Annotated in this window: 29 protein-coding genes; 27 read left to right on the forward strand and 2 right to left on the reverse strand. The window is 47.7% G+C overall.

Translation table 11 applies throughout. The annotated features are described in order from the left end of the window. Nucleotides 1–84: 84 nt before the first annotated feature. From ACZ41W_RS05390 to ACZ41W_RS05400, 3 genes are read left to right on the forward strand one after another with little or no spacing between them, the layout of a single operon-like run. The gene (locus tag ACZ41W_RS05390) at nt 85–783 is read left to right on the forward strand and encodes a virulence protein (RefSeq protein WP_464313862.1); all 699 of its coding nucleotides are present in this window, start codon (nt 85–87) and stop codon (nt 781–783) included. Then, nucleotides 767–997, forward strand: a complete 231-nt coding sequence (locus tag ACZ41W_RS05395; RefSeq protein WP_464313863.1) for a DUF4314 domain-containing protein — start codon at nt 767–769, stop codon at nt 995–997. Before ACZ41W_RS05390 ends, ACZ41W_RS05395 begins: the two co-directional genes overlap by 17 nt. Next, nucleotides 984–1,166 carry a DUF5049 domain-containing protein gene (locus ACZ41W_RS05400; RefSeq protein WP_464313864.1) on the forward strand — a complete coding sequence of 61 codons (183 nt, stop codon included), beginning with the start codon at nt 984–986 and terminating at the stop codon, nt 1,164–1,166. Before ACZ41W_RS05395 ends, ACZ41W_RS05400 begins: the two co-directional genes overlap by 14 nt. 47 nt (nt 1,167–1,213) lie before the next feature. On the opposite strand, the gene ACZ41W_RS05405 is transcribed toward ACZ41W_RS05400, so the two are convergent. After that, nucleotides 1,214–1,462, reverse strand: a complete 249-nt coding sequence (locus ACZ41W_RS05405) for an AbrB/MazE/SpoVT family DNA-binding domain-containing protein (protein ID WP_464313865.1) — start codon at nt 1,460–1,462, stop codon at nt 1,214–1,216. A gap of 138 nt (nt 1,463–1,600) precedes the next feature. Here ACZ41W_RS05405 and ACZ41W_RS05410 point away from each other — a divergent pair, with 138 nt between their 5' ends. The 24 genes from ACZ41W_RS05410 (at nt 1,601) to ACZ41W_RS05525 (ending at nt 22,854) form a co-directional block, all read left to right on the forward strand. Further along, nucleotides 1,601–3,202 (forward strand): terminase large subunit, encoded by a 1,602-nt coding sequence (locus ACZ41W_RS05410; protein WP_464313866.1) that lies wholly within the window; start codon nt 1,601–1,603, stop codon nt 3,200–3,202. A gap of 18 nt (nt 3,203–3,220) precedes the next feature. Next, complete coding sequence (locus tag ACZ41W_RS05415; RefSeq protein WP_464313867.1) at nt 3,221–4,477, forward strand: phage portal protein; 1,257 nt, start codon at nt 3,221–3,223, stop codon at nt 4,475–4,477. Continuing rightward, a complete protein-coding gene (locus ACZ41W_RS05420) occupies nt 4,474–5,172 on the forward strand; it encodes a head maturation protease, ClpP-related (protein WP_464313868.1) in 699 nt (232 codons plus the stop codon). The genes ACZ41W_RS05415 and ACZ41W_RS05420 overlap by 4 nt, the downstream gene beginning before the upstream one ends. A 19-nt stretch (nt 5,173–5,191) precedes the next feature. Further along, entirely contained in the window at nt 5,192–6,400 is a 1,209-nt protein-coding gene (locus tag ACZ41W_RS05425; RefSeq protein WP_464313869.1) for a phage major capsid protein, read from the forward strand. A 12-nt stretch (nt 6,401–6,412) separates the two neighbouring features. Beyond that, nucleotides 6,413–6,640 carry a Head fiber protein gene (locus ACZ41W_RS05430; RefSeq protein WP_464313870.1) on the forward strand — a complete coding sequence of 76 codons (228 nt, stop codon included), beginning with the start codon at nt 6,413–6,415 and terminating at the stop codon, nt 6,638–6,640. Between the two features lie 24 nt (nt 6,641–6,664). Further along, on the forward strand, nt 6,665–6,973 hold the full coding sequence (locus ACZ41W_RS05435) for a head-tail connector protein (RefSeq protein WP_464313871.1): 309 nt from the start codon (nt 6,665–6,667) through the stop codon (nt 6,971–6,973). Between the two features lie 2 nt (nt 6,974–6,975). Next, complete coding sequence (locus ACZ41W_RS05440; protein WP_464313872.1) at nt 6,976–7,308, forward strand: head-tail adaptor protein; 333 nt, start codon at nt 6,976–6,978, stop codon at nt 7,306–7,308. Continuing rightward, the gene (locus tag ACZ41W_RS05445; RefSeq protein WP_464313873.1) at nt 7,301–7,732 is read left to right on the forward strand and encodes an HK97-gp10 family putative phage morphogenesis protein; all 432 of its coding nucleotides are present in this window, start codon (nt 7,301–7,303) and stop codon (nt 7,730–7,732) included. Before ACZ41W_RS05440 ends, ACZ41W_RS05445 begins: the two co-directional genes overlap by 8 nt. Continuing rightward, nucleotides 7,729–8,067, forward strand: a complete 339-nt coding sequence (locus ACZ41W_RS05450; protein ID WP_464313874.1) for a hypothetical protein — start codon at nt 7,729–7,731, stop codon at nt 8,065–8,067. The genes ACZ41W_RS05445 and ACZ41W_RS05450 overlap by 4 nt, the downstream gene beginning before the upstream one ends. Nucleotides 8,068–8,070: 3 nt before the next feature. After that, on the forward strand, nt 8,071–8,661 hold the full coding sequence (locus tag ACZ41W_RS05455; RefSeq protein ID WP_464313875.1) for a major tail protein: 591 nt from the start codon (nt 8,071–8,073) through the stop codon (nt 8,659–8,661). A 14-nt stretch (nt 8,662–8,675) separates the two neighbouring features. Continuing rightward, nucleotides 8,676–9,062 (forward strand): hypothetical protein, encoded by a 387-nt coding sequence (locus ACZ41W_RS05460; RefSeq protein ID WP_464313876.1) that lies wholly within the window; start codon nt 8,676–8,678, stop codon nt 9,060–9,062. A 203-nt stretch (nt 9,063–9,265) separates the two neighbouring features. Continuing rightward, nucleotides 9,266–11,545, forward strand: coding sequence for a phage tail protein (locus ACZ41W_RS05465; protein WP_464313877.1), 2,280 nt, complete (start codon nt 9,266–9,268; stop codon nt 11,543–11,545). Next, a complete protein-coding gene (locus ACZ41W_RS05470; protein ID WP_464313878.1) occupies nt 11,545–11,913 on the forward strand; it encodes a hypothetical protein in 369 nt (122 codons plus the stop codon). Before ACZ41W_RS05465 ends, ACZ41W_RS05470 begins: the two co-directional genes overlap by 1 nt. Continuing rightward, nucleotides 11,910–13,289, forward strand: a complete 1,380-nt coding sequence (locus ACZ41W_RS05475) for a hypothetical protein (RefSeq protein ID WP_464313879.1) — start codon at nt 11,910–11,912, stop codon at nt 13,287–13,289. The genes ACZ41W_RS05470 and ACZ41W_RS05475 overlap by 4 nt, the downstream gene beginning before the upstream one ends. Nucleotides 13,290–13,304: 15 nt before the next feature. After that, nucleotides 13,305–15,332 (forward strand): hypothetical protein, encoded by a 2,028-nt coding sequence (locus tag ACZ41W_RS05480; protein WP_464313880.1) that lies wholly within the window; start codon nt 13,305–13,307, stop codon nt 15,330–15,332. Beyond that, nucleotides 15,329–16,102, forward strand: coding sequence for a hypothetical protein (locus tag ACZ41W_RS05485; protein WP_464313881.1), 774 nt, complete (start codon nt 15,329–15,331; stop codon nt 16,100–16,102). Before ACZ41W_RS05480 ends, ACZ41W_RS05485 begins: the two co-directional genes overlap by 4 nt. Nucleotide 16,103: 1 nt before the next feature. Beyond that, on the forward strand, nt 16,104–16,295 hold the full coding sequence (locus ACZ41W_RS05490; RefSeq protein WP_464313882.1) for a zinc finger domain-containing protein: 192 nt from the start codon (nt 16,104–16,106) through the stop codon (nt 16,293–16,295). Between the two features lie 26 nt (nt 16,296–16,321). Continuing rightward, entirely contained in the window at nt 16,322–17,683 is a 1,362-nt protein-coding gene (locus ACZ41W_RS05495) for a hypothetical protein (RefSeq protein ID WP_464313883.1), read from the forward strand. 114 nt (nt 17,684–17,797) lie between these two features. Beyond that, nucleotides 17,798–18,211 carry a phage holin family protein gene (locus ACZ41W_RS05500; protein ID WP_464313884.1) on the forward strand — a complete coding sequence of 138 codons (414 nt, stop codon included), beginning with the start codon at nt 17,798–17,800 and terminating at the stop codon, nt 18,209–18,211. Continuing rightward, nucleotides 18,212–18,907, forward strand: a complete 696-nt coding sequence (locus tag ACZ41W_RS05505; protein WP_464313885.1) for an N-acetylmuramoyl-L-alanine amidase — start codon at nt 18,212–18,214, stop codon at nt 18,905–18,907. It abuts the gene before it with no gap. 132 nt (nt 18,908–19,039) lie between these two features. Beyond that, on the forward strand, nt 19,040–19,261 hold the full coding sequence (locus tag ACZ41W_RS05510; protein WP_464313886.1) for an SHOCT domain-containing protein: 222 nt from the start codon (nt 19,040–19,042) through the stop codon (nt 19,259–19,261). A 49-nt stretch (nt 19,262–19,310) separates the two neighbouring features. Then, nucleotides 19,311–20,873: a recombinase family protein gene (locus tag ACZ41W_RS05515; RefSeq protein WP_464313887.1), complete on the forward strand. Its 1,563-nt coding sequence runs from the start codon at nt 19,311–19,313 to the stop codon at nt 20,871–20,873. Further along, entirely contained in the window at nt 20,874–21,287 is a 414-nt protein-coding gene (locus tag ACZ41W_RS05520) for a recombinase (protein ID WP_464313888.1), read from the forward strand. Between the two features lie 4 nt (nt 21,288–21,291). Beyond that, a complete protein-coding gene (locus tag ACZ41W_RS05525) occupies nt 21,292–22,854 on the forward strand; it encodes a recombinase family protein (protein WP_464313889.1) in 1,563 nt (520 codons plus the stop codon). Nucleotides 22,855–22,934: 80 nt separating this feature from the next. Here ACZ41W_RS05525 and ACZ41W_RS05530 read toward each other — a convergent pair whose 3' ends face one another. Next, the gene (locus tag ACZ41W_RS05530; RefSeq protein ID WP_464313890.1) at nt 22,935–23,603 is read right to left on the reverse strand and encodes a DUF2202 domain-containing protein; all 669 of its coding nucleotides are present in this window, start codon (nt 23,601–23,603) and stop codon (nt 22,935–22,937) included. Between the last annotated feature and the right edge of the window lie 40 nt (nt 23,604–23,643).

The following is a 23,643-nucleotide window of genomic DNA, read 5'->3' on the forward strand; positions in this document are numbered from 1 at the left end:
CACATATATTTCTCGAAAATCACTTGCTATATGGTGCGTTTAGAGTGATGTATGTACATACCCAAACGATAGGAGGTTTTGAAAATGGAAATTAAGTACAACGTAACTGGACCCGACCGCAAGCGACTGGTACAGGCCATCGCACAAGTTCTCGAAAGCGACGCCAAGTACCTCGGCGTTCCATCCTGTGCTTATCAGGTGGACAACTACACCATTAGCAAGGACGGCATCCTTTCCTTCAACGACCACGCAAAAGGCGAACAGCTTATCGAGCGCCTTTGTGAAATGGGCTTTGAAGCTGAGACCAAGGAAGTCACCGATGGGCTTTGCATCGAGTTTCCACTAAAGGACACCACCGAAGCGGCGATTGAAAACCTACGCAGGATGGTGGATAGCAAAGCAACGCTCATCAAAAAGGCGCTCGGTTCTGACAGCTTAAAAATTGAGGTCACCGAGGAACGTATCCGCTTCCCTTGGTTTGATCGCATTCCGGAGCCCGAGGTCATCAGCGCAGCTTCTCATTTCCTTGGGCATCTACTTGATGCAGCTAAGAGCCATAAGCGTGTGACTGCCAAGGAAAAGGAAACCGACAATGAGAAATATGCCTTCCGCTGCTTCCTCCTAAGGCTCGGTTTTATTGGCGATGAGTTCAAGGAAACGCGCCGGACGCTTCTTCGGAACCTGACCGGCAGCGCTGCATTTCGAACCGGAGCCAAGAAAGGCTTTAGCGCAGAGGACCTGCTAAGCGAAAAGGAGGTGGCTAACGATGGGATTTCCGAATAAAGAAATAGTCGAGCGCATCCGCCGTCAATTTCCGGTCGGTTGCCGCGTTGAGCTTCTTCGCATGGATGATGTGCAGGCTCCGCCCATCGGCACCAAAGGCACCGTAACCGGTGTGGATGACACAGCAAGCATCATGGTTAGCTGGGACAACGGCAGCGGACTGAACGTGGTCTATGGCGAGGACCTCTGCCGGAGGTGCGATGATGACCGATAAGGTGCAAAAGCAGATCTTGGCCATTCGCGACACCGGCTTAACAAATATGTTTGATGTATTAGCGGTGCAGCTTCTAGCAAACGACATGGGCTTTTATACGCTGGTCGTATACCTCGAGGAAAACCGCAAGGAATATGCTCACTTTATCCTGACCGGAAACGAAAAATAGCCAAATAATGATATCAATTTAAATAGAATGAAAAAAGCAGGCTCTCATTAACGGCCTGCTTCCTTTATTACATTGATACACTCGATGCATATTAACTTGTCTTTAAACTTGATGTTGTTTTTTGCTTCTCCACAAATGGAACAGTGAGGTGCGTGCTTCTTTAGAATGATGGTTTCATTTTCTGTATAAATCTCTAAGCCATCTTTTTCTGCAATATTCAATACTCTCCTGACTTCAATTGGGATTACAACACGACCTAATTCGTCGAGTTTTCTAACGATACCAGTAGACTTCATGGTGACCTCCAAAACATATATGATTAAATGGTAATATATGGTATTCAAAAAGTCAATGAAATCCATACTATGTATGCGGTTTTATAGTCAAAATGTCAAATTTAAAGAAGCTTTTCTCATTTTAGGAGTTGATTATAGATGCGAAAACTAAAAAAATATAAACCCACCGCTTATATGGCGAAGGATTCCCACTATAACAAGGATATAGCCGACTATGCGGTTGCCTTTATAGAATCCCTTTCGCATACAAAAGGAACTTGGGCTGGCAAACGTTTTGAGCTGATTGACTGGCAGGAGCAGATTATTAGGGATATCTTTGGCACCATCAAGCCCAACGGCTATCGGCAGTTCAACACAGCGTATGTGGAAATTCCAAAGAAGATGGGTAAATCAGAGCTCGCCGCTGCTGTTGCTCTTCTACTGACCTGTGGCGACAATGAGGAACGCGCCGAGGTCTATGGCTGCGCTGCCGATCGCAATCAGGCCTCAATCGTCTTTAACGTTGCGGCGGATATGGTCAGGATGTGCCCAGCGCTCGCAAAACGAGTCAAAATTCTCGATTCCATGAAACGGCTTGTTTATTTGCCAACCGGGAGCACCTATCAAGTACTGTCTGCCGATGTCGGCAACAAGCACGGTTTCAATACACATGGCGTGGTATTTGATGAGCTGCATACACAACCAAATCGAAAGCTCTATGATGTTATGACTAAAGGCAGCGGTGATGCGAGAATGCAGCCGCTTTATTTTTTGATCACAACCGCAGGAGACAACCAGAACAGCATCTGCTGGGAGGTGCATCAGAAGGCTCTGGATATCATCGACGGCAGAAAAAACGATCCGACCTTTTATCCGGTCATATATGGTGCAGCGCAGGAGGATGACTGGACAGATCCAAAGGTGTGGAAAAAAGCCAATCCCTCCCTCGGTATTACAGTCGGCATAGATAAGGTAAAGGCAGCCTTTGAGTCAGCCCGCCAGAATCCCGCTGAGGAGAATAGCTTCAGGCAGCTTCGCTTGAACCAATGGGTCAAACAGGCTATACGCTGGATGCCAATGGACAAATGGGATGCCTGTGCTTTTGCTGTAGATCCGGAAGCCTTACGGGGCCGTATTTGCTACGGCGGGCTTGACCTATCCTCTTCCACCGACATTACTGCCTTTGTTCTGGTATTCCCGCCGCTGGACGAAGATGACAAGTATGTCGTGCTCCCATTCTTCTGGATACCGGAGGACAACATCGATTTGCGTGTGCGGCGTGACCATGTGAATTATGATGTATGGAAAAAGCAAGGCTACCTTTTAACTACCGAAGGCAATGTGGTCCACTATGGCTTCATTGAAAGCTTTATTGAGGAATTGGGCTCGAAATACAACATCCGCGAAATTGCCTTTGACCGCTGGGGTGCTGTACAGATGGTCCAGAACCTTGAGGGCATGGGCTTTACAGTTGTTCCGTTCGGTCAGGGCTTCAAGGATATGAGTCCACCGACCAAGGAGCTCATGAAGCTAACCTTAGAACAAAAGCTTGCCCACGGCGGTCATCCGGTCCTGCGCTGGATGATGGACAACATCTATATCCGCACCGACCCGGCAGGCAATATAAAAGCGGACAAAGAGAAATCAACCGAGAAAATCGACGGAGCAGTCGCCACCATTATGGCCCTCGACCGGGCGATTCGGTGTGGCAACGAAAGTGGCGCTTCGGTCTATGACGATCGTGGCCTACTTGTTTTTTAGTAAAGGAGAGTGATGTCTATGGGAATACTGCAAGGAATATTTAAGGCGCGAGACAAGCCTAAAGATGCCCTCGGTGGCAGCCGATACAGCTTCTTTTTCGGAAGCACCAGCGCGGGAAAGCCTGTTAATGAGCAAACCGCAATGCAAATGACAGCCGTATACAGCTGCGTGAGGATATTGTCTGAAACATTGGCAGGGCTTCCGCTCCATATATATCAATACAATGATTCCGGAGGCAAGGAAAAACACCTCAAACACCCACTGTACAAACTGCTTCATGACGAACCAAATCCTGAGATGACTTCCTTTGCGTTTAGAGAAACGCTGATGAGTCATCTTTTATTATGGGGGAACGCCTATGCGCAGATCATTAGAAACGCCCGTGGCGAGGTCGTTGCACTTTATCCTCTAATGCCGAACAAAATGACGGTCGACCGAGATTCAAACGGTCGGCTTTTCTATTTGTACCAGCGCAGTAACGAGGACACTCCCTCCCTCGGCAAAGACAGTCAAGTCTACTTGGCTCCTTCCGATGTCTTGCATATTCCTGGTCTTGGCTTTGACGGTCTGGTCGGTTACTCTCCCATCGCAATGGCGAAGAATGCCGTGGGACTTGCCATTGCCACAGAGGAATACGGTGCGAAATTCTTCGCTAACGGAGCGGCTCCGGGCGGCGTGTTGGAACACCCCGGCACCATCAAGGACCCACAAAAAATTAAAGAATCCTGGAATGCAGCCTACCAAGGCAGTGGAAATTCTCATAGGGTAGCTGTTCTCGAGGAAGGCATGAAGTATCAGCCCATTGGGATTTCACCAGAGCAAGCACAGTTTCTGGAGACGAGAAAATTCCAGATCAATGAAATCGCCCGAATCTTCAGGGTGCCACCTCATATGCTGGCTGACCTTGAGAAATCGTCCTTCTCTAACATCGAACAGCAATCTCTAGAGTTCGTGAAATACACCCTCGACCCTTGGGTAGTGCGCTGGGAACAGTCCATGTGCCGCGCCCTGCTCATGGAGAGCGAAAAGTCGAAGCTGTTCATTAAGTTCAATGTGGATGGACTGCTACGCGGCGATTATGTGAGCCGTATGAGCGGTTACGCAACCGCACGTCAGAACGGCTGGATGAGCGCCAACGATATCCGCGAGCTTGAAAACCTGGACCGCATCCCGGCAGAGCTTGGTGGCGACCTCTACCTGATCAACGGCGCGATGACCAAACTGCAGGACGCTGGCGCGTTCGCAAATATAAAAGAAACGGAGGAAACCGAATGAAGAAATTCTGGAACTGGGCACGGGATGATAATTCCGGTGTCCGAACACTTTACCTTGACGGCGTGATTGCAGAAGAGTCCTGGTTCGATGATGATGTCACCCCTAAGGCATTTAAAGCAGAGCTTACTGCCGGTGAGGGTGACCTTGTTATTTGGCTCAACTCTCCCGGCGGAGACTGCATTGCTGCAAGTCAGATCTATACCATGCTCATGGATTACAAAGGCAATGTCACCGTGAAAATTGATGGTATCGCAGCATCTGCCGCTTCGGTAATCGCAATGGCTGGAACAACCGTGCTGATGGCACCGACTGCCCTCATGATGGTGCATAACCCGCTGACAGTAGCAATCGGCGACAGCGAGGAAATGCAAAAGGCCATCGCCATGCTCTCGGAGGTTAAGGAAAGTATCATCAACGCCTACGAGATCAAAACAGGACAGTCACGGGCAAAACTGTCCCACCTGATGGACGCTGAAACTTGGCTCAATGCTAAGAAAGCCATCGAGCTTGGTTTTGCAAACGGCATTCTTGATGACGAAAAGAAACGACTACAGACTGAGGACTTTACTTATGCCTTTAGCCGCAGGGCCGTTACCAACTCTCTGCTGGACAAGGTAAAGCCCAAGCTGCCCAAACAACAAACAGGTACACCAATTGAGTCGCTGGAGAAGCGGCTCTCTTTAATTCAACACTAATTTTGAGGAGGAAAATACTATGAACAAAATTCTTGAACTGCGTGAGAAACGCGCAAAGGCATGGGAAACAGCTAAGGCTTTTCTCGATACCAAACGTGGTGCGGATGGCATCGTTTCAGCTGAGGATACCGCCGTTTACGACAAGATGGAAGCGGATGTGGTAGCCCTTGGCAATGAAATCGATCGCCTGGAAAAGCAGGAAACCCTCGACCGCGAGCTTTCAAAGCCACTAAATATGCCTCTTACCGGTAGACCTAATATTCCGGGCATGGAGACAAGAAGCGGCAGAGCATCTGACGAGTACAGAAAAGCGTTCTGGAATGCGATGCGTACCCGCGCTGGCGAAGGACTTGATCCTGTTATCAGAAATGCGCTTCAGATCGGAACCGACACTGAAGGCGGCTACCTTGTGCCTGATGAATTTGAGCGCACCCTTGTGGATACCCTCGAGGACGAGAACATCTTCAGAAGGCTGGCCAACGTCATTACCACTTCTTCCGGTGACCGCAAAATCCCAGTCGTAGCATCTAAGGGCACAGCTTCTTGGATCGATGAGGAAGGTGCAATCCCTGAAAGTGATGACAGCTTTGGTCAGGTATCCATTGGGGCCTATAAGCTTGGGACCATGATCAAGGTTTCCGAGGAGCTGCTTAACGACAGCGTATTCAACCTCGAAACCTACATCGCTAAAGAGTTCGCCAGAAGAATCGGAAACAAGGAAGAAGATACATTCTTCACTGGCGATGGCTCCGGGAAACCTACGGGTCTCCTTGCAGCTACCGGTGGTGCACAGCTTGGCGTGACCGCTGCGAGCGCTACTGCAATTACCATCGATGAGATTCTTGACCTGTTCTACTCCCTTAAGGCACCGTACAGAAACAAAGCGGTGTTCGTCATGAATGATGCCACGGTTAAGGCGATCCGCAAGCTGAAGGACGGTCAGGGTCAATACCTCTGGCAGCCTTCACTGCAGGCCGGTACGCCGGACACCATTCTGAACAGACCGCTGTACACCTCAGCCTATGTTCCTGCAATTGCGGCTTCTGCAAAGACGATCGCGTTCGGCGATTTCGGTTACTACTGGGTCGCCGATCGTCAGGGCCGTGTTTTCAAGAGACTCAACGAGCTCTATGCAGCTACCGGTCAGGTAGGCTTTGTTGCAACTCAGCGTGTCGATGGAAAACTGATTCTGCCGGAGGCTATCAAGGTGCTCCAGCAGAAGGCTTAACGGAGGTGCAGTATGAGCTATAACGCAAAGAACTACACCGAGCAAGGCGGTGAAAAAACCGTCATAGGCGGCACACTTGAAATTAAGGAGGGAGCCTCGGTGACGGGGCTTCCTTCGCAGTTCACACCGGCTGAAAACCAGTCAGACTCAACCGCTACAACCATTGCCGGACTTGTTGTTGATTTCAACGCGCTGCTTGCAAAGTTAAAAGCTGCTGGCCTGATGGCAGCTGATAGTTAAGAACAATGAAAGGATGGTGACGGTATGACACTGCTTGAAAAAGTTAAGGCAAACCTCATTCTTGAGCACTCGGCAGATGATGAGCTTTTGCAGATGTACATCACCGCTGCCATCAGGTATGCCGAGAGCTATCAACATCTGCCTGAAAACAACTATGCCGAAAACGCAATGCCACCCACTACAGAGCAAGCCGTTATCATGCTGTCGTCCCATTTCTATGAATCAAGGGACGGCAGCACGGGCGGCTTTTTTGCGGACAATGTCCAAGCTGGACAGCAAGTGTGGAATACGGTCAACCTCTTACTTCGGCTGGACCGGGATTGGAAGGTGTGATTATGAGCTATGGAAAGATGAACACCTTCATCGACATCGTGGAAAAAGTGACAACGAAAGATGCGGAGGGTTTTAGGACGGAAGTCGACAACATCATCGCCTCTGTCAAAGCGTATCGGGAGGGTCGGCACGGCAATGAGAAATGGGCAAACAGAGCCAGCTTCTCTGAAGCCACCGACCTTTTCCGTTTTCGCCGCATAGCTGGTGTGACCATTACGACATCGATGGTTGTGGTGAACAAAGAAGGCCGCTTTGAAATTACCTCGGTGGAAGATGTCAAGGGTCGCGGCATGTATATTGAGGTTCTTGCCAAGGGGGTGAAACCCAGTGGCTAAAGCAACATTTAAAATGCCGGATGACTTCCTGATGAAGCTCTCAAGGCTTGGCGAGAAAACAGATGAAATCATTCCCCGCGTACTGAAAGCAGGCGGCGAGGTTGTCGAGGCAAAAGTAAAAAGCAATCTACAGAGTGTTATTGGAAATGGCACTAAGGAAGATAGCAGATCCACTGGCGAGCTCGTTTCAGCCCTTGGCGTCTCCTCTGCCAGACAAGACCGGGACGGAAATTTCAACGTCAAGGTCGGCTTTAGCGAACCACGCAGGGATGGCAAAAGCAATGCTATGGTTGCAGGTGTTTTGGAATATGGCAAACACGGACAGCCGCCTAAACCTTTTCTGAAGCCTGCGAAAACAGCAAGTAAAAAGGCCTGCGTGGATGCGATGATTGCGACGTTTGAGGAGGAGGTTGAGAAAATATGAGCCTTCTCAGTGAACTGAACACCATCATCTCACCCCTCGTTCCACTGGAAACAGGCGTGTTTTCAGATCCTGCACCAGACCGTTACGCTGTGGTCACGCCGATGGTGGATACGTTCGAGCTATACACAGACGATAAACCCCGGCATGAAATCCAGGAGGCACGGATATCCCTGTTTGACAAGGGAAGCTATACGGCTCTCAAAAACCAAATTGTCCGCATTCTATTGGATGCGGATTTTATTATAACCGACCGCCGGTACATCGGACATGAGGATGATACTGGCTATCACCATTACGCCATTGATGTGGCGAAAAATTACGAATTGGAGGATTAACAAATGGCGACTATCGGATTAGATAAACTGTATTACGCCAAAATCACAGAGGATTCAAGTGGCAATGAAACCTACGGCACGCCCATACAGCTTGCAAAAGCGATGAAGGCGGATTTGTCCGTAGAGCTTGCTGAAGCGACTCTGTATGCCGATGATGGGCCTGCTGAAATCGTGAAAGAATTTAAGAGCGGGACCCTTTCTCTCGGCATTGATGATATCGGCGTGACAGCAGCTGAGGACCTGACCGGAGCAACGCTTGATGATAACAACGTCGTCGTGTCTGGCAGTGAGGATGGTGGTTCACCTGTGGCTGTCGGCTTCAGGGCCAAGAAGTCAAACGGTAAATATCGATACTTCTGGCTTTACCGTGTGGTATTCGGCATCCCGGCAACCAACCTCGCCACCAAGGGCGACAGTATCACCTTTTCCACTCCGACCATCGAAGGAACTGTGGTGCGAAGAAATAAGCTTGATGGCAACGGCAAGCATCCGTGGAAAGCCGAAGTCAATGAGGACGACGCAAGCGTTCCATCATCTGTTATTACCGGCTGGTACACGCAGGTCTATGAACCTGTATTCACCGTCACACCATAACGGAGGGATAGCAAATGGATAATGAAAGAAGTTCAGGAATATCAATCGGTGGTCAAGAGTATGAAATGCTCCTGACCACTAAGGCAACGAAGGAGATCGCCAAGAGATATGGCGGTCTTTCTAATTTGGGCGAAAAGCTCATGAAAACGGAGAATTTCGAGATGGCACTGGATGAGGTTGTTTGGCTTATCACTCTTCTGGCCAATCAATCGGTGCTGGTTCACAACTTGCAGAACCCTTCAAAAAAGCGTGTTCTGCTTACGGAGGAAACTGTTGAGCTTCTCACCTCTCCCTTTGAGCTCGCGGAGTATAAAAACGCTATCATGGACGCCATGTATAAAGGAACGAAGCGCCATGTTGAAAGCGAGGATGAACCCTCAAAAAACGCACAGGTCGGGTAAGCGACGATGAGTTGTTTGCCCGACTGATTTTTTATGGTGTGTCCCTCCTTCATCGGTCTGAGCATGAAGTTTGGCTGATGCCGATCGGGCATTTACTCGACCAGTGGGAGGTATACAAGCAGTTCAACGGACTCGCTAAGGCAGCCCGTGAGTATTACATCGATGAAATCATACCAAACGGGATTTAAGGAGGTGATGGGAACATGGCGGATAACTTTGGCCTAAAAATAGGCGTCGAGGGTGAAAAAGAGTTCAAAAGAGCCCTTGCCGATATCAATCAGTCTTTCAAGGTTCTCGGCTCCGAGATGAAACTGGTCGAGTCTGAGTTTGGCAAAAACGAAAATAGCGTCCAGTCCCTCACCTCCAAGAATGAGGTGCTCACCAAGCAGATCGATGCTCAAAAGGATAAAATCGAAACCCTGCGTAAAGCACTTGAGAATGCATCCTCATCGTTTGGTGAAAATGACCGCCGTACTCAAGCATGGGCGGTTCAGCTCAATAACGCCCAAGCCGAACTCAATAGTATGGAGCGTGAGCTAAAGGGCAATGAAAAAGCTCTTGATAGCGTCGCCGACGAGTTTAATGCAGCTGAAAAGCAAGCGGACCAGTTCGGCGATGAGCTTGATAAAACAGGCAAAGATGCGGACTCAGCCGGAGATAAATTTGAAAAGCTGGGCTCCATCGTCAAGGGTGTCGGTGCGGCTATGGGGGTGGCCTTCGCCGCTATCGGCACTGCTGCAATTGGGGCTGGCAAAGCACTCGTAGACATGACGGTTGAAGCAGCCGCTTATGCAGACGAGATGCTGACACAATCCACCGTCACCGGTATGTCCGTAGAAAGTCTGCAGGCCTACAGCTATGCGGCTGACCTTGTTGATGTTTCCATGGAGACCTTAACCGGTTCCATGTCTAAGCAGGTAAAATCAATGTCGAATGCCAGAGATGGCTCGGCAAAATTCGCTGATGCATATGCGAAGCTGGGCATCTCCGTGGCAGACAGTAATGGTCAACTAAGGGACAGCGAGACGGTATATTGGGAAACCATCGATGCCCTCGGTAAAATTTCAAACGAAACCGAACGAGACGCTCTTGCTATGCAGATTTTTGGAAAGAGCGCGCAAGAGTTAAATCCCCTGATTGCTCAAGGTAGTGCCGGAATCGCCGCGTTGACCGAGGAAGCAAAACGGATGGGTGCTGTTTTAAGCGAAGAAAGCATCGAAAAGCTAGGTGCTTTTGATGATTCTGTTCAGAAGCTGAAGCAAGGTTCAGAAGCCGCACAGCGTGTTATGGGAACCGTACTTCTGCCACAGCTGCAAACCCTCGCAGATGACGGAGTTTCATTACTCGGAGACTTCACCTCCGGACTCGTTGAAGCTGGCGATGACTTCGATAAAATCAGCGAGGTTATTGGAAATACGATGGGCGGTCTGGTGGACATGATTATGGAGAACCTCCCAAGGATCATTCAGGTTGGTATGGACATCGTCATGGCCATTGTAAGTTCTATAGTTGAGAACTTACCAACGATCGTTGATTGTGCTTCTTCTATAGTCATGACGCTGCTTCAAGGTTTAATCGAGGCGCTGCCCGCCATCACGGAAGGCGCTCTGCAGCTTGTCCTTACGCTGGTGCAAGGCATCATCGCCAATCTGCCTGCTATCATTGAAGCCGCGGTTCAGATGATCGTCACACTGGCTTTAGGTATCGCGGAGGCTCTCCCTGAACTGATTCCTTCTATCGTTGAGGCAATTCTCCTGATCGTTCAGGTGCTACTCGATAACATGGACAAAATCCTCGAGGCAGCCTTCGCAATTATCAAGGGCTTGGCAGAGGGATTACTGAACGCGCTGCCAGAGCTGATTGCTGCACTGCCTCAAATTATTACGAGCATCATCAATTTCATCACCAATAACCTGCCTGCCATCATTTCCATGGGTATACAGCTCACCGTTCAACTTGCGGCAGGACTCATCAAGGCTATACCTCAGCTTGTTGCATCCTTACCCCAAATTATCTCAGCTCTAGTTCTTGGGCTGGGCAAAGCTGTAGGTGCTGTATTTGAGATTGGCAAGAACATCGTTACCGGCCTATGGGACGGAATCAAATCCATGGGCAATTGGATCAGTGATAAAGTCAGCGGCTTCTTTTCCGGTATTGTTGATGGGGCAAAAGACCTGCTCGGTATTCATTCACCTTCCACTGTATTTGCAGGAATTGGTGAGAATATGGGCGCAGGTATCGGGGTTGGCTTTGACCAGATCATGACCAAGGTCTCAAGGGATATGCAAACATCTATCCCCACCGACTTTAACGTAGATACAAACTTCAACATGAAAGGTAGTGGGTCCAGCCTAGCCAGTGCTACAAAATCAATTGTCGAGCATACGGGTGTCATCGAAGTCCGCGGAATTAACAGCAAAAAAGAACTCACTGGCGTTGTTGAAATCATTATGGATCAGTTCAGGAGGGAGGCGAGAATCTGATGATACGACTGGAAACATCTACAGGCGAAATCTTGTCGAGGATTCTTAAGGAAATCTCCCCGACTGAATACTCCTCAAACAGGCAAGTAAACCGACTTTTAGACGGGAGCTATCACGTTCAAATTGTCGGCAGCGCTCTTAAAAGCATGGAAGGCACCATCGTGTCCACCTTCAGTCAGGCTGAAAAACTAAACAGTCTGATTGACCTAGGTAACCCGCTGGTGCTGATCTTTCTTGACAAGAAGTACCTTGTGTATGCTGACGATAAAATTGCCTGGAAACGCATTAACTTTGCCCACGGAAACAAGGATAAAAGCCTTTTTGAAGGCAAGCTCAGAATGATCCTTAAAGAGGAGGTGGCGCTGTGAGAAGCGTGAACTCCTTGATGGAAGAAAAGCTAAAGAGCGATCAGCAGACGCCGGCCAATAAAGCTGCACCACAAATGAGCATCCAAGTAAGCCGGGCTAGATCGACTATCATGGACTCGGATTATTGGACCGTTGAAACCATCCGTCAAAAGACCGGACTTGGGGATGTCAGCGTTGCGCCCAGACGCTATAAGCCTTACGGTCGTCCCAATAGAATCTATGAAATTCATGTTGATAACGGTGTGGTGGGAACATCAATCCGGGAGTACCCAGACACCTTCAAGGAGGGCTGGAAGGATCAGTTCACCTTGGGCAGTGGCTCATCTGTAGCACTTGCCTTTGACGGTAACTGGCAGCGGTATCGTGGTGTATGGCGCTTGGTGACGGATGAAAAACCGTGGATATTTTGGGTGGACTCCTCCGGCATTTTGTGGCGTCAGCTTTGGGACGATTCATCTACCCTCTCTCAGCTCGATACTGGCGTCAGTTATGTCCGGGCAATTCGGGCATGGCGAAATCAGTATTCTTCCGAGCTTGATCAGGGAATTGTCGTCGGTTACATCAAGACCGATGGGACTGTCTGGTACCGCAACTACTGCAGACAAGCTGACGGCACAGTCATCTGGGAAATCGCCAGAGTGCTTCCCTCTGTTTCAGGTGCTGTACACTTAAACCTGTTTTTGACCAATGACTACCGGCTCGGGTTTAGCATTGAAAAGACAAATAAGGACATTCAGTGGATCATCACCCAGCGAAATTGGTCGGGAATGGCTATCATCCCAGAGAACGTTCATGCAGCGTTATCTCTGAACGAAGTAAAGCTGATCCCGATTATATACACTGATCTGAAACAGACAGAGCGTGTTGATTCGAGCATCACCTTTGGCAAGGTTAACTTCTGTCCGTTTGATGTGATCATCGGTTTTGTGCCTACAATCGTCCGCGCAAAACGCATGGATGACAATTTGATTGAAATTGAATACGACACGGCTCTTTATGAGGTCCCTGACTGTCCTGAATGTTTTACCATCGCAAACAACACGATCGTGGCTGTGGCTAAGTCAGGGAGCAGAATACTTCAGTTGACAACAGCAAATACGCTGGTCAGTGTTGGCAGCTGGACGGTTACCTATAACGGCCTTGGCGGCATCAACTCTTACCACTCTGAATGCTGTAAGCCTGAGTTTGGAAGCTTTTCTGTACTCGCAACTGGTGAACCACCTTCTGTCTCAGAAACCATTGAGCCGACCTTGAGTCTGACAAGCATCAGCTTCATCCAGTGTATTTTTTCAAGTCTTTATGGAGACGAGAAAGTGTCAGCTGTCCTGAGCATCGCCTCGGTTGATCTGATCAAGGTCGGGACAAATCCACTTTAGTTCAGGAGGGATACTATGAATTTTAACGCAAGCGTCAAGCTTCACAATAAATTTGAAGTGTATGTCAAAGACATGCAAACGGGCAAAGAGCGCCTGATCGGCACTGCCTATAACATGGTGCTCAGCGCAATGTGGACCCAGATCATCTCGGACAGGAGAAGTCCGTTTGACTATATCTGCTACGGCCGTGGAACCGGAGAACTTTCTCCAACCAGAACATCGCTCTTTTCTCAGATTGCCCAGGTAAGCTCTACCCGTGTGGAAGAAGTCTATTCAAGTGACTCGGGTTACATTAAGGAGAAGATTGAGCTTTCACCCAGCACGGCTGTTGGGGAGACTATAACTGAAGTTGGCATCAGAGGGTATAGCCGGCTGGTGACCCACGCTCTACTTAAGGATGCTGAAGGCAATCCAATCAGTTTTACGAAAACCGATACAGACGTCGTCACCATTTACGCGACCCTTTACTGCAAGATTTCGGTTACTTCACCGCTGGGCTTCAGCCAATCACAGGTGTCCTATGGAGCGGCGTATTACATTTTGAATTATGGATACATCACATCGACGATCAAGGTAGGGCGAAATCCACTACCACTCGATGCAGACTCTATCAATGCGGCAGGGATCAGTGATGCCAGTGCAGCCTCGAAATCGTCCAATCGGATTGCTTATGATGTTACAGCAGCCACAGAATCCTACAAGGTCCGATTTGAAATCGCTGATGCTAATCTATTCATCAAGGAAATTCAGGTGGCAGAGACAGCGTCTATCATTGTACCGGAGAGCGCCATTATTGGGAAAGTCCTCTATGAAAACGTGCCTCTCGGGACCGGTAATAATGTGAAAACAAAGTTCCTGATTCCAAGTCCATACGTTGAAACTCCGATAGTCGATGTGAAGGTCAATTCAATCGCTACCGCACATACCCTTGAGAAAAAGCCAAGGGTGGCACTTTCATGCGGTACCAATCACGGTAACGGTGGTTCAGGATTTAGTTCCTATCCCAGCGTGGTGTATCCGACACCTTGGGGAAACAAGTGGATCGGTAATGGCGAGTACAAAATTCAATATGGCAAGGTTCACCGGGGTTTTCTAAGACAGTACGGCTCATTTAGCCCATCTGTTGGATCAATTCCAGACAAACCGTGGTACAGTTCAAAATCATCTTGCCAGCCCATTTTCCTTAACACCGAACAGGTATGCGTACTTCCGGCAAATGTATGGATTGACTATTCAACTGATCTTGCAAAATCAACGCTCTCAAGATTTGGAGATATTACACCCTCTACAGGTGTAATGACAACTGACGACTTGTTTTTGATCTACTCTGATAACAGCGCTGGTTATGTCAGACTTGCAAAGAAAGCAGTCGATGGGAAGTATTACCGCGCGGGAACATCGCAAGCTGGAGGTTCTGGTAGAAACAACTTTCAAAATAATTTCATCACAGCTGATGGCAACCATGCAGTTCTTTCAGGCTACAACGGTTTGGTCATCGTCTCAATCGACTCAGTGAACGAAACGATTACCCAGGAGATCAATGACGCTACTTATCAAATCGCAGTCTGCGAGTATAACGGGAAAATATATACCTTTGCTGCGGGCAACTACAAAATCTACGAGCTGGTAAGCGGCGTATTCACTTTGGCCTATTCAGGCACATATGGCAATACCATGTCGCTTTACGGCGGAGGTCTGGTTGGCGAGGGTCTTTGCCTGATCAGCGATTCCAACATCGCCAACGCAAAATTCATCAAGCTACTTCCGGATGGAGTGGAGTACTACGCGCCACAGTCACCTATTTCGCATTCAGTGACGAGTGTAAACAACATCATCACTGATGGCAGCCCAATATTCTACTGCGGGATTGACCGATCTGCCAGGACCTTCTATGTGGATGATTCGGAGGTATTCGTGGTGCTAGCCACACCCCCAACAGACGCGGAGGCAGTTACAGCATCCTATAAAACTGAAGGTATCCACAAGACAGACCAATTCGTGTTGGATGTGACCTTTTCGGTCAGTTATGCGGAGGGCGTATGATTACTTGGCATTTAGGCGGCGCAGTGTCTTACCCGGAGGAACTGCTGAAGTATTCGCTGCTCTTGATGGAGAATGGGTATCGAGTGCAGGTCTATGATGCGGCATTCACGTCGCTATGGAACGGTGGCCGGATACCCTTTAACCGTGACACTGGATTTGAAGATTTTATCAGGGTTATCGAGCTTTTCAATGCGAATGAGATCGGTGTAGATGCGACCTTTTCTGGAATCGTTGAAGATCATGAATTGATGGATTACGAGTGCAATGCAGTGCTTGACAAATTAGCGGTCAGCCCTTTGAACGGCGTAATTCTCTCAGAACAGAAGCTCTTTGACCACATTAAGAAATATTATCCTGGGCTTGCGGTCACCTCATCGATTACCGCTGTGGTGCCAAAAATTGAAGGCTGTGACTTTTATGCGGTGAGCCCGGATTTCAATTCTCATCTGGAGGACTTGGCAGGCCTTGGTTTTCAAAAGCTGCAGATATTGGTAAACGAAAACTGCTACCAAAACTGTGAAGAGCGCGGACAGCACTACAGACAGTTATCACTTCAAATGAAGCGCTTCGATAAATCCTACGAGGACGTCTGCATCTGCAAAGACCAATCTGGCGGTCGGTTCAAAATGAGGCTCGGCATGGAGCAAATTAATGCCTTACATGAAGGGGGCATCTCCCACTTCAAGCTGCAGGGCAGACAAGACCATATTGAAAGTGAAATCGGTCCATACATCCGGGATGTGATCCTAAAAACGAAGGGAGATGAATGATATGAGTATGTGGCACGTAGGAACGGTCGTCTGCAGCGGTTGCGGCACCGTCTTAACCATCAAGTCTATATCGGACAGCATAAACTGTTATTTGTGTGATGCACCGATTGATCTGTCGGAGCTTCCGATTATTGAAATTGCAGAAACGAAGAAATCTTCAGAAGTGGTCCCGGAAGAAGAACCAGAGCAATGAAATTCTGAGTTAGTGGAGGTGAAAGCATGCAGCTGACATTCGAAAATGATGCTATTGTCGGGAACGGCACTTATCCTGATTTTATTCAATTCCCTAAAACAGAAGGCCAGCTGTTTTTCATCAATGGCGGTCTGCTCTATGGCACACCGAGTAATCGCTTTAATGGCGACTTCTCAGCTCCGGTTTGGCAGGACACGGTGTACATCAGCCCCAAAAATGATACCGGCCTAAGCAATCTTGAGCTGAAATCACTCTCTGGGTTTGGTATAGTAGGCTGCTTTCGGACGCCATACGCTCAGAAGCTGCTCATCCATGAGTACATGTTCGAGATGGACCGATATATGGATTCAGGTAGCATCAAATGTTCAATGGACACCCCAATCACATCCTTTACGCTGAGTCTTGAAAACCCGATTAACGAAAACCCTGAATACGAAGGCAACGTTGCCATTTCAGAAGAATCCAGTCTTCTCTCTCCTGGCAGTAAAGTGGTATTTGAGTTCATCATTGGCGACAGTGAGCCTTATCCAATGGGGAGCTTTTATGTGGACCGGAGCAATTTTGAACTACTCGGCGAAAGTATCAGCGTGGATGGCCGGAACATTATCGGTAAAGCACTGGGCGATCAGAGCTTCGATGAAGACAACTCCTACACCTACCAGCTCCTGCATCAGACAATCAGGGATATCCTTGATAAGGCTAATATCAGCACCGATGAAATGCTGGTGCAGAACACTTCTCTGTCAGCTGGCTATATGTTCGACCCCAATATGAGCTTTCTTGATGGCGTCATGGAAGTTCTAAAAGCGTTTGATAACTGGCAAATCAAAGAACTTGTTGATGGAATTGTGGTAATTGGGGCTTCAACCTTTGCTGGATTTGCAAGTAACTCAAGCTATGTCTTTCAGCGTGACAAGGACATCTTTACCAGAAACATCGTCCGGGACGATCAGGAAGCCTACCGACGGGTCTGCGTTCACAATCGGGATTTCAGCATCAAGGTGTACCGGAATGTCCAGACCTATACCGGATGGAATCTTCAAGCGAACAAGACTCTTTACATCAACGTACCGGAAGGAACAACACTCACGGATGCCGAGAGCTACGCCACCCAGATTGCCGACAGCCTGCAGTATGTTGGAAAAATCGAAAGCTTTACAGGTCCTTTCAAGCCGCAGCTCCTCTTGGGCGACGAGGCGGTCATCGTCAACAGCGAAGGCTCCACCAGCCTTGGACTGATCACGGAGATTACGCACCGTTTCGGGAAAGACGGATTTTATACCGACTTTACCGTGGACAGTGGCGGCAAACTCGGCAAAGGCAGACTCAGCGACTACATCGGTAGGATCACAAAAGACCGGACCAGCAGCAGCCGCGTTTATGAATAAATCAGTGCTCCGAGGTATCCGGGCTTTATATATCAACAATCTCTGAACAGCTATAGAGGCGTCCGCTAATTAGAGGCGTCTTTTTTTGTACAGCAAATTTGAAGGAGGACTACTATGAAGGAATTTTGGAATTGGACACAGGCGGCAATTGCTGCTGCAGGCGGAGGTCTTGGGTACTTCCTCGGAGGATGGGACGGCTTTTTGTATGCTCTTTTAGCCTTCGTAATCATCGACTATGTCACTGGCCTGATGTGTGCAGTGCTAGATAAGAATTTGTCCAGTGAGATCGGCTTTAGAGGCATTTTCAAGAAAGTGCTTATCTTCTCGCTCGTGGCAATAGGGAATATCGTCGACCAAAGTGTTATCGGTGACGGCTCTGTTATTAGAACGGCTGTCATCTTTTTCTACCTATCAAACGAGGGTGTCTCCATCCTTGAGAATGCGGCACACATTGGCTTGCCAGTGCCACAAAAGCTAAAGGATATCCTGGAACAACTTCATAACCGAAGCGACAAGGAGGACTCTTAAATGAATCTTCGAAAGCTAATTCTGATAAACAATGCCTGTTACAAGGCTGGCCGGACTATTAAGCCAAAGGGCATCATGGTGCATTCTACCGGGGCAAACAATCCCTTTCTGAAACGCTATATCGGACCAGACGACGGACTTCTGGGGAAGAACCAGTCGGGCAATCATTGGAATCAGGACAAGCCAGATGGCAGGCAGGTCTGTGTTCACGGTTTTATCGGCAAACTGGCTGATGGAAGCATTGTCACCTATCAGACACTACCTTGGAATCATAGAGGCTGGCATGCCGGCGGCGCAGCAAACGATTCACATATAGGCTTTGAAATCTGCGAGGATGGTCTGACTGATGCCTCGTATTTTAATGCCGTTTATAAGGAAGCTGTGGAGCTTTGCGTCTATCTCTGCAAGCAATATGGGCTCACAGAAAAGGATATCATCTGCCACTCAGAGGGCCATAAACTTGGCGTTGCCAGCAACCACGGCGACGTCATGCACTGGTTTCCAAGGCATGGCAAGTCGATGGAAACCTTCCGTGCGGATGTAAAAGCAGGTCTTGCGCCGGTCGCTCCCGTCGTTCGGAAGAAGTTTTACCGCATCCAGCTTGGCGCATTTTCTGTTAAGGCGAATGCCGATGCCATGCTACGCAAGGTCAAGGCAGCTGGCTTCACCGATGCTTTTATCAAATACAGCGAATAAACACACCATTTAATGCCTACTGAGAGATCCGTCTTTCGGTAGGCATTATTTTTTTGCCGTCTTTTCGTTCAAAAGGCTTGTTCACCTCCATTGGGTAGTGAGGACGAAGTTCTCAGATTGGAGGACATATGGATGGCAAATATTACTGGCACAAATCCAGAAATCAATTATGAAAAGAAACCCTTTTCACAAGAGCAATTACAGTGCGAAGTGGATTATGTAAGAGCGCAGTTAATGCTCGATTCGATGCTTAAAAATGGACTTATTTCCTTGTCCGAATTCAATAAAATTACCCTACTCAATCGTCAATCCTTCACTCCAGCACTAGCTTCTATAATGCCAGAAAAACGTTGATATAACACGGCTTCAGAGGTAATATGTGACACTAACAGGAGGTGAAAAATTGAGAAAGGTTACCTTAATAGCGCCAAACAATGCAAATTCAATTGAGCAACCTAAGCTGAGAGTCGCTGCATATGCCCGTGTTTCGACTGGCAGCGAGGATCAGCTGGTCAGTCTTGAAACCCAGAAAAGTCATTACGAATCCACCATCAAAGCAAATCCAGCCTGGGAGTTTGCGGGGCTTTACTACGACGAGGGCATAACAGGTACCAAGAAAGAAAAACGCCCAGAACTGCTTCGGATGATAAAAGACTGTGAAAAACGAAATATCGACCTCATCATGACGAAGTCGATAAGTCGATTTGCCCGAAACACGATGGACTGCCTTGAGTTGGTCCGCAGACTTACCAAACTTGGCATTTCCGTCTATTTTGAAAGTGAGAACATCAACACGGGTTCTATGGAAAGCGAACTCATGCTGTCGATCCTAAGTGGACTGGCCGAAGGAGAATCAGCGTCCATTGCTGAGAACAACAAATGGTCCATTCAACGACGCTTTCAAAACGGAACCTATAAAATCGGCTGCTCTCCTTATGGCTACGATGCTGTTGATGGTGAGTTGATCGTAAATAAACAGCAGGCTGAAATTGTTAGGTTTATTTTCTCAGAGGTCTTGTCCGGTAAAGGCGTTCATATGATTGCAAAAGACTTAAACGCTCGCGGGCTTAAAGGCAAGAACGGCGGCCGCTGGACCTCTTCCACCATCAGAGGGATGATTGGCAACGAGAAATACATTGGTGATGCTATCTTTCAAAAGACCTACAGTGACAGTCAGTTCAACAGGTTTACAAACCGTGGAGAGCGTGAGCAATACTTGATTCAGGACCATCATGAGGCAATAATCAGCCGTGAGGATCATGCTGCCGCACAACTGGTCTTAGAACAGCGCGGCAAAGAAAAAGGCGTAGAAAAGCAAAACGAGAAATATCAAAACCGCTACCCTTTCTCTGGCAAAATCATTTGCGACCATTGTGGTGACACATTTAAACGTCGTATCCACTCCAGCGGTAAAAAATATATCGCATGGTGCTGCAATACGCATATCACTGAAATTGAAAAATGCTCCATGAAGTACATTTCTAATTCTGAATTAGAGTTAGCCTTTGTCACCATGATGAACAAACTCATTTTCGGGCATCAAATCGTTCTCAGACCTCTCCTTATGAGTCTTAGATGTATCGATTCAAATAACAGCATGGAAACCTTACAAGAAATCGACAAAAAGCTTGCTGACATCGAAGATCAACGAAAAGTGCTCATGGGCTTACAGACACGTGGCTACCTTGAGCCTGCCGTCTACACTAGAGGAAACAACGACCTTTTACAGGAAGCTGGACAACTGCAGCGCCGGAAGGAATCGCTTATAAACTTCATCAGCAACGACACTCGTCACCTGAGTGAAGTCAGTGCACTCCTACAGTTTTCAACGAAAGCTACCATGCAGTCTGGCTTTGTCGGTGAGCTTTTCAACCGGTTTGTTGATCATATAATTGTCTATTCGAGGATGGAAATAGGATTTGTATTGAAATGCGGCATAACGCTAAAAGAAAGGTTGGTGAAATAAATGGGCCATACCCCATTCGGATACAGGATAGAAAATGGTGTCGCAGTAATTGAAGATCTCGCTGCAGAACAGATTCAATCACTTTATAAAGCATACCTGTCCGGTAATGCTCTAAAGACTGCGGCAAATAAGGTAGGCATTGATGCCTTTCATGCAGGAGTCGGTAAAATACTGAAAAATCGCCATTACCTTGGCGATGATTATTACCCAGCGATCATCGACCCAGATACCTTTGCTGCTGTTCAAGAAGAACGGTTTAGAAGGGCATCTGCTCTCGGTAGAATACGCGAGCCTACAGAAGATAAAGTGGTTGTCCACCCTACTACCTTCCACATCATCGAAGGAACACAAGTTTATGATGATCCTTTTGCACAGGCGGCATATGCCTATAGTCTAATAGAAAGCGAGGTGTAGATAATTGGCGACAAATAGAACTGTTACGGTGCTTCCAGCTAGGAACCATACCCGAAAAAATAGTGATGAAGAAAAACCAAAACTCCGTGTTGCTGCCTACTGTAGGGTTTCAACCGACAGTGACGAGCAGGCTACCAGCTACGATGCGCAGATCGAACATTACACAGCTTACATCAACGGCCACCCGGACTGGGCACTGGCAGGTATCTATGCGGATGACGGCATCTCCGGCACAAACACTAAGAAGCGTGAAGAATTCAACCGAATGATCGATGAGTGCATGGCGGGCAGCATCGACATGATCATTACAAAATCCATCAGTAGGTTTGCTCGCAATACCCTGGATTGCCTGAAATATATCAGGCAGCTTAAGGAAAAGAACATACCCGTTTTCTTCGAGAAGGAAAACATCAATTCCATGGATTCCAAGGGTGAGGTCATGCTCACAATAATGGCTTCTCTTGCACAGCAGGAAAGCCAGTCCCTAAGCCAGAACGTAAAGCTGGGGCTTCAGTATCGCTACCAGCAAGGCGAAATCCAGGTCAACTGTAACCGCTTCCTCGGGTTTATAAAGGATGATAAAAAGCGCCTGATCGTTGTCCCTGAGGAAGCAGAAATCATAAAGCGCATCTATCGGGAATATCTCGAAGGTGCCAGCATGCTGAAAATCAAGCGCGGGCTTGAAGCCGATGGCATCCTAAATGGCGCAGGGAATGAAAAATGGCATACCAGCAATATCAATCAAATTCTAAGAAATGAAAAGTACATTGGAGACGCCCTGTTGCAGAAAACCTATACCACGGACTTCCTCACAAAGACTCGAGTAAAGAACCACGGCGTCGTACCGCAGTATTATGTGGAAAACAGCCACCAAGCCATTATCCCGCGTGAAATATTCATGAGGGTACAAGAGGAGCTCATCCAACGCCGCATCGTCCACACCAGCCCGAACGGTAAGAACAGGACCTTCAGCTGCATTCATTGCTTCTCAAATATGATATTTTGCGGAGGTTGCGGCGAGGTGTTCCGCAGGGTTCACTGGAACAACCGAGGCAAGAAATCAGTCGTTTGGCGGTGTGTCAGCAGATTAGAGAACACCGGCTTGTTCTGTGAAGCCCGAACGGTACTTGAGAACACTTTAGAGCAAGTGATGGTCATGGCCATCAATCAAGCATTGTGTGATAAAGATCATTTTCTCAGCACGCTGCAGAAAAATATCGAAACTGTAATTTGCCACGAAAACAGTCATACCCTTACCGCAATCGATAAACGGCTTACAGAACTTCAAGCAGAGCTCTTGAAGCTCGCCAGCTCAAAGGCTGACTACGAGAATGTCGGCGATGAAATCTATCGCCTACGTGACGAGAAGCAAAAGGCTCAGGTCGAGAACCTCGGTCGGGATGAACTGCAAAAACGTATCACCGACATGAGCGCATTTCTGCAGGAGCAACCCACTGCCCTGACCGAATACGACGAGGCGCTTGTCCGGCGGCTGATTGAAAAGGTCACTGTCTATGAATACAAATTCATAGTGGAATTTAAGTCAGGAGTCACCATTGAAATCTAATAAAAAAGCTCCCGTTGCTAATTTTTACTAGCAGCGAGGAGCTATTTTTTTGTTTCCGATAGCTTAGAAGGTGTTATTTATTACTTTAGTTTATCAACCTGCTTTTGAAATGACAGCAGATGGCTATCAGAGCCGCTCTTTAAAGCGGAGAACACTTCAAAGACATTTTCAGGTAAGTCATACGTCAAGAAAAGCTCATACATCGCAATATTATCTATTTCAGCTTGGACACCTGTCTCTGCTGCTTCGAGCAAATTAGCAGGTATAACAATATGACTGGTTGACTCATCAGCAGGGAAATCAAGTCCATATGCAAGATATACTTCTTTTAAATAAGCAAGATGTGTTTCTTCGGCACTGATAATATTAGTATAAGGCTTCTGACTGCCAAACTTGTCCACAATGGCCAAATACTCGCCATGAGCTAAATATTCATCTTGAACTGCGTACATTAGCATATCATTGATAGTTAAATCTTTATCTGCAAGTGCGCCTTTCGCGCCATATCCTTCAAGAGATAGAGATTTGTCAGTGTCGGTGAGTGGAGCTGGATCAATGTCAACATTATGATCTATCGGTTGAGTAGTTGCTGGTTCTTGACTAGTGGTTTCCTGAACAGGTGGGGTAGTATCTGTAGTACTATCTTTCGAAGTGCTACAGCCTGATAACATAAAAATGCTGCTAACTGCAAGTGCAGAAACCATCAGAACAGTGACAAAATGTCGATTTATAGATTTATCAATTTTCATAGTAATTCCTCCTTTAAATTGTTTAATATCATTATATATT

It is taken from the genome of Fusibacter fontis (genome assembly GCF_055378735.1).

Coding starts and splice junctions, on each gene's coding strand:
- ACZ41W_RS05390 (WP_464313862.1), top strand. CDS start 85: ATGGAAATTAAGTACAACGTAACTGGACCCGACCGCAAGCGACTGGTA.
- ACZ41W_RS05395 (WP_464313863.1), top strand. CDS start 767: ATGGGATTTCCGAATAAAGAAATAGTCGAGCGCATCCGCCGTCAATTT.
- ACZ41W_RS05400 (WP_464313864.1), top strand. CDS start 984: ATGATGACCGATAAGGTGCAAAAGCAGATCTTGGCCATTCGCGACACC.
- ACZ41W_RS05405 (WP_464313865.1), bottom strand. CDS start 1,462: ATGAAGTCTACTGGTATCGTTAGAAAACTCGACGAATTAGGTCGTGTT.
- ACZ41W_RS05410 (WP_464313866.1), top strand. CDS start 1,601: ATGCGAAAACTAAAAAAATATAAACCCACCGCTTATATGGCGAAGGAT.
- ACZ41W_RS05415 (WP_464313867.1), top strand. CDS start 3,221: ATGGGAATACTGCAAGGAATATTTAAGGCGCGAGACAAGCCTAAAGAT.
- ACZ41W_RS05420 (WP_464313868.1), top strand. CDS start 4,474: ATGAAGAAATTCTGGAACTGGGCACGGGATGATAATTCCGGTGTCCGA.
- ACZ41W_RS05425 (WP_464313869.1), top strand. CDS start 5,192: ATGAACAAAATTCTTGAACTGCGTGAGAAACGCGCAAAGGCATGGGAA.
- ACZ41W_RS05430 (WP_464313870.1), top strand. CDS start 6,413: ATGAGCTATAACGCAAAGAACTACACCGAGCAAGGCGGTGAAAAAACC.
- ACZ41W_RS05435 (WP_464313871.1), top strand. CDS start 6,665: ATGACACTGCTTGAAAAAGTTAAGGCAAACCTCATTCTTGAGCACTCG.
- ACZ41W_RS05440 (WP_464313872.1), top strand. CDS start 6,976: ATGAGCTATGGAAAGATGAACACCTTCATCGACATCGTGGAAAAAGTG.
- ACZ41W_RS05450 (WP_464313874.1), top strand. CDS start 7,729: ATGAGCCTTCTCAGTGAACTGAACACCATCATCTCACCCCTCGTTCCA.
- ACZ41W_RS05455 (WP_464313875.1), top strand. CDS start 8,071: ATGGCGACTATCGGATTAGATAAACTGTATTACGCCAAAATCACAGAG.
- ACZ41W_RS05460 (WP_464313876.1), top strand. CDS start 8,676: ATGGATAATGAAAGAAGTTCAGGAATATCAATCGGTGGTCAAGAGTAT.
- ACZ41W_RS05465 (WP_464313877.1), top strand. CDS start 9,266: ATGGCGGATAACTTTGGCCTAAAAATAGGCGTCGAGGGTGAAAAAGAG.
- ACZ41W_RS05470 (WP_464313878.1), top strand. CDS start 11,545: ATGATACGACTGGAAACATCTACAGGCGAAATCTTGTCGAGGATTCTT.
- ACZ41W_RS05480 (WP_464313880.1), top strand. CDS start 13,305: ATGAATTTTAACGCAAGCGTCAAGCTTCACAATAAATTTGAAGTGTAT.
- ACZ41W_RS05485 (WP_464313881.1), top strand. CDS start 15,329: ATGATTACTTGGCATTTAGGCGGCGCAGTGTCTTACCCGGAGGAACTG.
- ACZ41W_RS05490 (WP_464313882.1), top strand. CDS start 16,104: ATGAGTATGTGGCACGTAGGAACGGTCGTCTGCAGCGGTTGCGGCACC.
- ACZ41W_RS05495 (WP_464313883.1), top strand. CDS start 16,322: ATGCAGCTGACATTCGAAAATGATGCTATTGTCGGGAACGGCACTTAT.
- ACZ41W_RS05500 (WP_464313884.1), top strand. CDS start 17,798: ATGAAGGAATTTTGGAATTGGACACAGGCGGCAATTGCTGCTGCAGGC.
- ACZ41W_RS05505 (WP_464313885.1), top strand. CDS start 18,212: ATGAATCTTCGAAAGCTAATTCTGATAAACAATGCCTGTTACAAGGCT.
- ACZ41W_RS05510 (WP_464313886.1), top strand. CDS start 19,040: ATGGCAAATATTACTGGCACAAATCCAGAAATCAATTATGAAAAGAAA.
- ACZ41W_RS05520 (WP_464313888.1), top strand. CDS start 20,874: ATGGGCCATACCCCATTCGGATACAGGATAGAAAATGGTGTCGCAGTA.
- ACZ41W_RS05530 (WP_464313890.1), bottom strand. CDS start 23,603: ATGAAAATTGATAAATCTATAAATCGACATTTTGTCACTGTTCTGATG.